Consider the following 9,759-nt stretch of genomic DNA (forward strand, 5'->3'; position numbering starts at 1 on the left):
GTGCGTGGGGCCGCGTGCCGTACGGCCGGCGACCCCGGACCGGTCCGAGGGATGACGGACCGGTCCGGGGCCGCACGGGCCCGTTCGTCCGCTACGCCTTGAGGTCGGTACCGCTGCGGCCGAGACGGCTGTTCCGGCGGCCGTACAGGGCGTACACGACGAGCCCGAGCGCCATCCAGACGGCGAACCGGAACCATGTCTCACCCGGCAGGTTGAGCATCAGCCACACCGAGGCCGCGACCGACAGGATCGGGACCAGGGGCACCAGCGGGGTACGGAAGGCGCGGTGCAGATCGGGCCGGGTACGACGGAGGATGATCACGCCGAGTGCGACGACGACGAACGCGAAGAGCGTGCCGATGTTCACCAGGGTGGCCAGCTCGTTGATGCTGGTGAAGCCGGCGACGATGGCGATGATCACGCCGAGCAGGATGGTCGGACGGTACGGGGTGCGGAACCGCGGGTGGGTCTTGGAGAAGAACCGCGGCAGCAGGCCGTCGCGGCTCATGGCGAAGAACACACGGGTCTGCCCCAGCAGCAGGATCATGCACACCGTCGTCAGGCCGACCGCCGCGCCGAAGCTGATGATGCCCGCGAAGAACGGATGGCCGGTCGCCTTGAAGGCGTCCGCCAGCGGGGCACTGATCGACAGTTCGCTGTAGTGCTGCATGCCGGTCACCACGAGGGACACGGCGACGTAGAGCACGGTGCAGATGAGCAGCGACCCCAGGATGCCGCGCGGCATGTCGCGCTGCGGCAGCTTGGTCTCCTCGGCCGCCGTGGCCACGACGTCGAAGCCGATGAAGGCGAAGAAGACGATGGACGCGGCGGTGAAGATGCCCATCACGCCGAAGTTCGTGGGCTCGTAGCCGAACAGCAGCTGCACCAGGGGCGCGTCCCAGCCGCTGCCCTCGATCTGGCCCTGCTTCGGGGGGATGAAGGGGTCGTAGTTGGCGGCCTTGACGAAGAAGAGTCCCGCGATGATGACGATCAGCACCACGCCGACCTTGATGGCCACGACCACGGCGGTGATGCGGGCGGAGAGCTTCATGCCGACGACGAGGATCGCCGTCAGCACCAGGATGAGAACGAAGGCCAGCAGATCGAAGGTGCCGCCCTCCACATCAGGGCCTTGCAGCCCGGCGGGCAGGTTCCACCCGACGTTGTCCATCAGCGAACGCACATAGCCCGACCAGCCGACGGCCACCACCGCCGTGCCGAGTGCGAACTCCAGCACCAGGTCCCAGCCGATGATCCAGGCCGGCAGTTCGCCGAGCGAGGCGTACGCGAAGGTGTAGGCGGAGCCGGCCACAGGGACGGTGGAGGCGAACTCGGCGTAGCACAGCGCGGCCAGGGCACAGACGATGCCGGAGGCGACGAAAGCGAGTGCGGTCGCCGGGCCGGCGTTGTTCTTGGCGACGGTGCCGGTGAGGACGAAGATGCCGGTGCCGATGATGACACCCACGCCGAAGACGGTGAGGTCCAGGGCGGAGAGGGACTTCTTGAGTGCGTGCTCCGGCTCTTCGGTGTCCTGGATCGACTGTTCGACGGGCTTGGTCCGGAAGACGCCTCGCCTGCCGCCGGACGGGTCAGTATCTGTGCTCACCCCTGCTACCTCCACACTTGTCGTCCTCGCCATGATCGGGACGGTGCGTGGTCCACAGAGAGCCGGAACGGGTGGATTTCAGCCGAATGGGCCGAAGGGACCACCCTTTCAGGGTTACCCTCCGGCCCCGGGTCGGCACGTCGTGCACACGATCCGTCCCGTTCGTCCACGGATCTGTCGCATGGTGCCGCGGCGGCTCAGTCGCGGGCGGGCTGGACCGCCTCGCTGTCGATGCGGCCGTCGAGCTTGGAGACCAGACCGGTGACCTGACGGGCGATGTCCGGTGCGGTCAGGCCGATCTCCGCCATGACCTCGTTGCGGGAGGCGTGGTCGAGGAAGCGGGGCGGGATGCCGAAGTCGCGCAGCGGCACGTCCACGCCCGCGTCGCGCAGCGCCTGGGCGATTGCGGAGCCGACGCCGCCGACCCTGCTGTTGTCCTCGACGGTGACGACGACCCGGTGCTGCTCGGCGAGCGGCGCGAGCGCCTCGTCGACGGGCTTGACCCAACGGGGGTCGACGACGGTGGTCGAGATGCCCTGGGCGTCGAGCAGGTCGGCGATCTCCAGGCACATCGGGGCGAGGGCGCCGACGGAGACCAGCAGGACGTCGGGCCGGTCGGCCTCCGCCCGGCGCAGCACGTCCATGCCGCCGGCCTTGCCCACGGCCTTGACGGCCGGCCCGACCGCGCCCTTGGAGAAGCGGACCACGGTCGGCGCGTCGTCGACCTCGACGGCCTCGCGCAGCTGGGCGCGGACCTGGTCGGCGTCGCGCGGGGCGGCGATCCGCAGGCCGGGGACGACCTGAAGGATCGACATGTCCCACATGCCGTTGTGCGAGGCGCCGTCGGTGCCGGTGACGCCGGCCCGGTCCAGTACGAAGGTCACGCCGCACTTGTGCAGGGCGACGTCCATCAGGACCTGGTCGAAGGCGCGGTTGAGGAAGGTGGCGTAGACGGCGAAGACGGGGTGCAGGCCGCCGGTCGCGAGGCCCGCGGCGGAGACCGCGCCGTGCTGCTCGGCGATGCCGACGTCGTAGACCCGCTCGGGGAACGCCTTGGCGAACCGGTCGAGGCCGACCGGCTGGAGCATCGCGGCCGTGATGGCGACGATGTCCTCGCGCTCCTTGCCGAGCTTGACCATCTCCTCGCCGAACACCGAGGTCCAGTCGAGGCCGGAGCTCGAGATGGGCAGCCCCGTGTCGGGGTGGATCTTGCCGACGGCGTGGAAGCGGTCCGCCTCGTCCGCCAGGGCGGGCTGGTAGCCGCGGCCCTTCTCGGTGAGGCAGTGCACGATGACGGGGCCGCCGAAGCGCTTGGCGCGGGCGAGGGCCGACTCGAGCGCCTCGATGTCGTGGCCGTCGATGGGGCCGACGTACTTGAGGCCGAGGTCCTCGAACATGCCCTGCGGGGCGATGAAGTCCTTGAGGCCCTTCTTGGCGCCGTGCAGCGTGCCGTACAGCGGCTTGCCGACGACGGGGGTGCGCTCCAGGAGGTCCTTGCCACGGGCGAGGAAGCGCTCGTAGCCGTCGGTGGTGCGCAGGGTGGCCAGGTGGTTGGCGAGGCCGCCGATGGTCGGCGCGTACGAGCGCTCGTTGTCGTTGACGACGATGACCAGCGGGCGGTCCTTGGCGGCTGCGATGTTGTTCAGCGCCTCCCAGGCCATACCGCCGGTCAGCGCGCCGTCACCGATGACGGCGACGACGTGGTCGTCCTTCTTCAGGACCTCGTTGGCCTTGGCGAGGCCGTCCGCCCAGCCGAGCACGGTGGAGGCGTGCGAATTCTCGATGACGTCGTGCTCGGACTCGCCCTGCGAGGGGTAGCCGGACAGTCCGCCCTTCATCTTGAGCCGGGAGAAGTCCTGGCGGCCGGTCAGCAGCTTGTGGACATAGCTCTGGTGCCCGGTGTCCCAGAGGATCTTGTCCTTGGGGGACTCGAACACACGGTGGAGGGCGATGGTCAGCTCGACCACGCCGAGGTTGGGTCCGAGGTGCCCACCGGTCTTGGAGACGGCGTCCACCAGGAAGGTGCGGATTTCTGCAGCCAGCTGCTCCAACTGCTCCGGGCCGAGCCGGTCCAGGTCGCGCGGTCCCCTGATACGGGAAAGCAGTGCCACCCGTGCCTCCTTGCATTCGAGCTGCATCCGAGCCGATCGACTCTGGCTGATCGACCTTGCCGATTGCCCGAGTCTAATGTTCCGTGCACGCGCTCGGTCATCGGGCGGTGCGTTCTGTGTCACGCCTATGACGTGACACAGCAGTGCCCGGCACCGCCGCGCGGCACCGGGCACTGTGCGGTCGTACTAGGCGCGACCTGCGGTCTTCTGCGTCCTCCGGGTGACGGAGTCGATCACGACCGTCGCCAGCAGGACACCACCGGTGATCATGTACTGGATCGGCGTCGCGATGCCCTCCAGGGCGAGTCCGTACTGGATCGAGACGATGACCATGACGCCCAGCAGGGCGTTCCAGGTGCGGCCCCGGCCACCGAAGAGGCTGGTGCCGCCGATGACGGCCGCGGCGATGACGTTCATCAGCAGGTCGCCGGCGCCGGCGCTCTGGTTGGCCGCCGCGATCTTGGAGGCCCAGAACAGGCCGCCGACGGCCGCGAACAGCCCGGCCAGCGCGAAGACCGAGATACGCACCGCGGTGACGTTGATACCGGCGCGGCGCGAGGCCTCGACGCTGCCGCCGAGCGCGAAGATCTTGCGGCCGTAGGCGGTCCGGCGGAGCACGAAGTCCGTGATCACGAGGACGGCCAGGAACAGCACCAGCGCCAGGGGCAGGCCCTTGTACTGGTTGAACATGATGGCCGCGGCGAAAGCGATGATCGCGAGGATCACCGTGCGCATCACGATGTCGGACAGCGGCCGGGACGGGACGCCGGCCGCGGCGCGGCGGCGGTTGTCGAAGAAGGACGACAGGAAGAAGCCGGCCACGGCGACGGCGGCGAGCCCGTAGGCGGCCGCGATGTCGGAGAAGTAGTACGTGGTCAGCTGTCCGACGACACCTTCGCCGTCCAGGTTGATCGTGCCGTTCTCACCGAGCAGCTGCAGCATGAAGCCGAGCCAGAACAGCAGGCCGGCCAGCGTCACGGCGAACGCCGGGGCGCCGATCTTGGCGAAGAAGAAGCCGTGCAGGGCGCCGATGGCGGCGCCGCTGGCCAGGGCGACGACCAGCGCCAGCCATTCGTTCATCCCGTGCGTCACGCTCAGCACGGCGACGATCGCACCGGAGACACCGCTGACGGAGCCGACCGACAGGTCGATCTCACCGAGCAGCAGTACGAAGATGATGCCGACGGCCATCATGCCGGTGGCGACCATCGTGACGGCGATGTTGCTCAGGTTCTCCGCCGAGAGGAACTGCGAGTTCATGGTCTGGAAGATCACCGCGATGACGATCAGACCGATGACGACCGGGATGGACCCGAGGTCGCCGGCGTGCACCTTGCGCTTGAACTCGGAGAAGTAGCCCTTGAGCCCCTGCTCGCGCACCAGCAGACGAGGGTCGACCGCGGTCAGCGCGTCGTGAGCGGCGTCCGGGTTGACCACCTTCGTGCCGGTGGCCGTGGGGGTCTTTTCCGTGGTCACTTCGTAACCTCCGCGTTGCGCGCCGCACGGCGGGTCACGGCGTTGTCCGTGGCACCGGTGATGGCGGAGATGATCTCTTCCTGCGAGGTCGACTTGACCTCGAAGACACCGTTGTTCCTGCCCAGCCGGAGCACGGCGACCTTGTCGGCGACCGCCTTGACGTCGGCCATGTTGTGGCTGATGAGGACGACGGCGTGGCCGCGCTCCCGCAGCCGCTCCACGAGGTCGAGCACCTGTGCGGTCTGCTCGACACCGAGAGCGGCGGTGGGCTCGTCGAGGATGACGAGCTTGGGCTCGCCGAGCATCGAACGGGCGATGGCCACGGTCTGGCGCTGACCGCCGGAGAGCGAGGCGATCGGGATACGGACGCTGGGGATACGGATCGACAGCGTCTTCAGCAGTTCGAGGGCGCGTCGCTCCATCTCGACCTCGTCGAGCACGCCGCGCTTGCGGAGCTCCCGGCCGAGGTAGAGGTTGCCGACGACGTCGATGTTGTCGCACAGCGCGAGGTCCTGGTAGACGGTCGCGATGCCGAGGTTCTGGGCGTCGTGCGGCCGGTTGATCGAGACCCGCTTGCCCTCCCACTCGATGGCGCCTTCATCGATGGGGTGCACACCGGCGATCGTCTTGACCAGCGTGGACTTTCCGGCGCCGTTGTCGCCCACCAGGGCGACCACCTCACCGGCGTGGACCTCAAGCTCTACGTCGGTGAGCGCCTGGACGGCACCGAACCGCTTGGAGACCCCGCGCAACGCCAACACGGGCGTAGCGGACACGTGAACCATCTCCTTCGCCGCCTGACCGGCGGGGATGCCGCGCCGGGGGAAATGCGGCGCGGAGGTTGAGCAGACTGGAAATGCAGCGAGTGTTCCGACCGGTGCCCCGACCGGCAGCGGGGGCTGATGGCGGGGCGGGGCACCGGAAGGTTTCTGCGGGACGCGTGCGCCCGGGCAGAGGCCGGAGCACCGGGGGGCCGGGCTCCGGCGTGCGGCCTTACTTCAGGCCGAGCTGGTCACACGCGGCCTTGAACTTCGGGGTGCAGATCTCGTTCACCGTGTAGACGCCGTCCTTGACGACGGTGTCCTTGATGTTGTCCTTGGTCAGCGACACGACCGGGACGAGGACCGACGGGATGCCCTTCTGGGAGGGGCTGTCGACCTTCTCCTTGGCGATCGCGTCGAGCGACTCGCCCTTGGCGAGCGCCACGGCCATCTCGGCGGCGGCGGAGGCCTCCGGCGCGTACGGCTTGTAGACGCTCATGAACTGCTCACCGGCGACGATGCGCTGGACACCGGCAAGCTCGGCGTCCTGACCGGTGACCGGCGGGAGCTTGGTGAAGCCGCCGGACTTGAGGGCGGTGATGATGCCGCCCGCCATGCCGTCGTTCGCGGAGTAGACGCCGATGATCTTGTCCTTGCCGAGGGACGAGATCGCGGCCTCCATGTTGGCGTTGGCGTTCTCCGGCTTCCACTCCTTGGTGTCGTACTCCTTGCCGACGTTCACCTTGCCGTCGAGCTCGGCGTGGGCACCCTTCTTGAACAGCGCGGCGTTCGGGTCGGTGACCGAGCCGTTCATCATGACGATCTGGCCGTCCTTGGCCTTGTCGCCCAGGGCCTCCAGCAGCGCCTTGCCCTGCACTCGGCCGACCTCTTCGTTGTCGAAGGAGGTGTAGGCGTCGATCGGGCCCTCGGCGAGACGGTCGAAGGCGACGACGGGGATACCGGCGTCCTTGGCCTTCTTCACGCCGCCGGCGATGGCCTTGGAGTCCACCGCGTCCACGATGAGCGCGTCGACCTTGTTCGTGATCATGGTGTCCACCTGCTGCGTCTGCAGCGTGGCGTCCTGCTTGGCGTTGGCGTAGACGACCTTCGCCTTGCCGTTCGTCAGCTCGCTGATCTTCTTCTCGATGAGCGGCTTGTCGAACTTCTCGTAGCGAGCGGTCTGGTTCTCCGGAAGGAGCAGGCCGATCGTGATGTCGTCGCCCTTCTTGGCGCGCGACTCTTCGGCGCTCTCGCCCGAGTCACCGGCCTGGCCACAGGCGGCGAGCGATACGGCCATCGCAGAGGCAGCGACAGCAACGGCGGCACGACGCAGATGTGCGTTCACGATAAGAAACCTCCCTGACGAGGCCGCGTCGCTGCGGCCGAGGTGGCTGGAAGTCAACTCGGCCCCGTGGTCAGCGTCAAGGAGTAAATCCTTAACGAGATGACAACGGTGCCATTCGTTATCTAAGTGAAGGCGGGTGCCCCGACCGGCAACGCACTGTCCAGAAGGGTCGAATCACCCATTTCGCTGAGCACGAGGGCAAGCGCGCCCAGCACTTCGGCACGCCCGCCCAAGGCCCCGGGAGCCACCGAGAGCTGCCTCGCCGCACTCGGAATGGCATAGCGGGAGACGGACTCACGAATGGGTCCCAGTACCAACTCTCCAGCCTCCGCCAAATCCCCTCCGAGCACCACCCGGCTCGGATTGAGGAGGTTGCACAGGTTGGCGACACCACTGCCGATGTGGCGGCCCACGTCCCCCACCACACGACGGCAGCCCGGATCACCCTCCCGCGCCAGCTGAACGACGCGCTCCATCGTCAGCTCCGCCCCGTGACTCGACTGGAGCAGCGGCAGAACGTACCGGGCCGCCGTGAAGGTCTCCAGGCAACCGCGGTTGCCGCAACGGCACACCGGGCCCGACTCGTCCAGCGTGATGTGCCCGATCTCGCCGGCGGTACCGCCCGGACCCCGGTAGATCTGGCCGTCTATCACCAGGCCCGCGCCGACACCGCTCGCCACCTTGATGTACGCGAGGTCCTTCACGCCCCGGCCGCTGCCCCACACCATCTCGCCGAGCGCGCCCAGGTTCGCGTCGTTGTCGACGTACACCGGCACACCCAGCCGGGCCGAGAGCTCGTCACTCGGATTGATGCCGGTCCAGCCCGGCAGGATCGCCGTCGAACCCAGCGTGCCCGACTCCACGTCGATGGGGCCCGGCACGCCGAGCCCCACGCCGATCACCTTGCCGAGACCAATCCCGGTGGCCTCCACCAACCGGTTGACCAGCGCCTCCGCCCTGTCGAAGCCCTCCGCGGACGAGGCGTCCACATCGAGCGGCTCCGCCTCTTCCGCCAGCACCTGATGAGCGAGGTTGCCGATGGCCACGCGCAGATGGGTATGGCCGAAGTCCACGCCGATCACGATGCCGGCGTCGCCGCTGAGGGAGACGCTGCGGGCCCTGCGGCCGCCGGCCGAGGTCGGCGTCACCTCTACCGTGCCGCCGTCCTTGAGCTCACGGACGATGTTGGAGACGGTGGCCGCGGAGAGGCCGGTGCTCCTCGCGATCTCCGCCTGCGTCAGCGAACCCGCCATGCGTACGGCACGCACGACACGCTCGAGGTTGGCCCGGTGCAGAGATGTCTGCGATCCCGGAGTCTCCATTGACTCATCCACTCCTGCCCCCGGTGGGCGGCGCGACGACCGCCCCCGGCCGGGGGCGTGTGTCGCGACCCCGGCGTCTCTCCAACTTATGAACCCTAAGCTCAACCTTTTGGGGCTTATCCCGTCAAGACCTTGAGCGGGGGCAACCTCTGATGAGCACGGCCGACGTGTGGCGTGGGGCCGGGTCCGTTCGGGCCGCCGGGGGGCCTGGCGGGGCCACGGGCGGGGCGCGGTCCTGGCGGGGCCGGGTCGCGGCGCGGTGATCTCGGGTGGCACCGGGTCCGGGGCTGTTCGCCCCCGGCGGGTTCCGGGCCGGCGGGGTCCGGGCCGGCGCGAGGTGGTGGGCCGCGGGGGGCGGGCCGTGGTCCGGGGGCCGGCGGGTCCTGGCGGGCCCGGGTCGCGGCGCGGTGATCTCGGGTGGCACCGGGTCCGGGGCTGGCCGCCCCCGGCGGGGTCCGGGCCGGCGGGTCCTGGCGGGCCCGGGTCGCGGCGCGGTGATCTCGGGTGGCGCCGGGTCCGGGGCTGGCCGCCCCCGGCGGGGTCCGGGCCGGCGCAGGTGGTGGGCCGCGGGGGCGGGCCGTGGCCCCCCGACGGGGGCCTTGTCGGCGCGGGTGGCTCGCCTCGCGGCCTGCCGCGGTTTGGGCGTGCCGCCCTTCCCGGGATGTGGGCGGGACGGGGCGTGTCGCCCCTGCCGGCGTGGCCTGGTCCGGTTGCAGTGCGCCCTTGCGGGGCGTGGCTGCGCCGGTGGGTGGTGCGGGGGGCGGGGCCTCCGGAGGGGGGTGCCCGGAATGGCTATCCTCACCGCGCTGCGCGCGAGTTGCGACGCTTTACTTCCGGACACCCCCCTCCTCCGACCCCGCCCCCCTCCCGCCCGGTGCCGCCCGAACCGGCCGGTGGGCGCTCCATGCGGGGACGGTGGTCAGGCCTCTGGGCGGGGCAGCTCCACACTGGGGCGGCGAGTCGGTCTTGGGCGGCGCCTCGGGTCGGGCTTCGAGTGGTGCGGGCCCCTGGGCCGGGGCCGGTGTCCGGTCCGTCGGTGGGCGGCGGGCGGCGGCAGCTCGGGTCGGGTCGGGCGGCGGGTGGTGCGGGCCTTGGGCCGGGCCGGTGTCCGGTGCGTCGGTGGGCGGCAGGGGCCCGT

Annotated in this window: 6 protein-coding genes; all 6 read right to left on the reverse strand. The window is 69.8% G+C overall.

Annotated elements, in window-relative coordinates; translation table 11 throughout:
- Positions 1 to 91: 91 nt before the first annotated feature.
- Complete coding sequence (locus tag ACWGH4_RS23525) at positions 92 to 1,606, reverse strand: amino acid permease (protein WP_453464123.1); 1,515 nt, start codon at positions 1,604 to 1,606, stop codon at positions 92 to 94.
- A gap of 197 nt (positions 1,607 to 1,803) precedes the next feature.
- Positions 1,804 to 3,717, reverse strand: a complete 1,914-nt coding sequence (dxs, locus tag ACWGH4_RS23530; protein ID WP_453464126.1) for a 1-deoxy-D-xylulose-5-phosphate synthase — start codon at positions 3,715 to 3,717, stop codon at positions 1,804 to 1,806.
- A gap of 186 nt (positions 3,718 to 3,903) precedes the next feature.
- Positions 3,904 to 5,193 (reverse strand): ABC transporter permease subunit, encoded by a 1,290-nt coding sequence (locus ACWGH4_RS23535; RefSeq protein WP_441264878.1) that lies wholly within the window; start codon positions 5,191 to 5,193, stop codon positions 3,904 to 3,906.
- Positions 5,190 to 5,978 (reverse strand): ATP-binding cassette domain-containing protein, encoded by a 789-nt coding sequence (locus ACWGH4_RS23540; RefSeq protein ID WP_005310530.1) that lies wholly within the window; start codon positions 5,976 to 5,978, stop codon positions 5,190 to 5,192. The genes ACWGH4_RS23535 and ACWGH4_RS23540 overlap by 4 nt, the downstream gene beginning before the upstream one ends.
- A 208-nt stretch (positions 5,979 to 6,186) precedes the next feature.
- Positions 6,187 to 7,299 (reverse strand): substrate-binding domain-containing protein, encoded by a 1,113-nt coding sequence (locus ACWGH4_RS23545; RefSeq protein WP_441264877.1) that lies wholly within the window; start codon positions 7,297 to 7,299, stop codon positions 6,187 to 6,189.
- A gap of 122 nt (positions 7,300 to 7,421) precedes the next feature.
- Positions 7,422 to 8,621 carry an ROK family protein gene (locus tag ACWGH4_RS23550; protein ID WP_441264876.1) on the reverse strand — a complete coding sequence of 400 codons (1,200 nt, stop codon included), beginning with the start codon at positions 8,619 to 8,621 and terminating at the stop codon, positions 7,422 to 7,424.
- Positions 8,622 to 9,759 lie beyond the last annotated feature (1,138 nt).

The organism is Streptomyces sp. NPDC054847 (genome assembly GCF_053610925.1).

Excerpts from the sequence above, each read along its gene's own strand:
- ACWGH4_RS23540 (WP_005310530.1), bottom strand. The coding sequence starts at position 5,978 with ATGGTTCACGTGTCCGCTACGCCCGTGTTGGCGTTGCGCGGGGTCTCC.
- ACWGH4_RS23550 (WP_441264876.1), bottom strand. The coding sequence starts at position 8,621 with ATGGAGACTCCGGGATCGCAGACATCTCTGCACCGGGCCAACCTCGAG.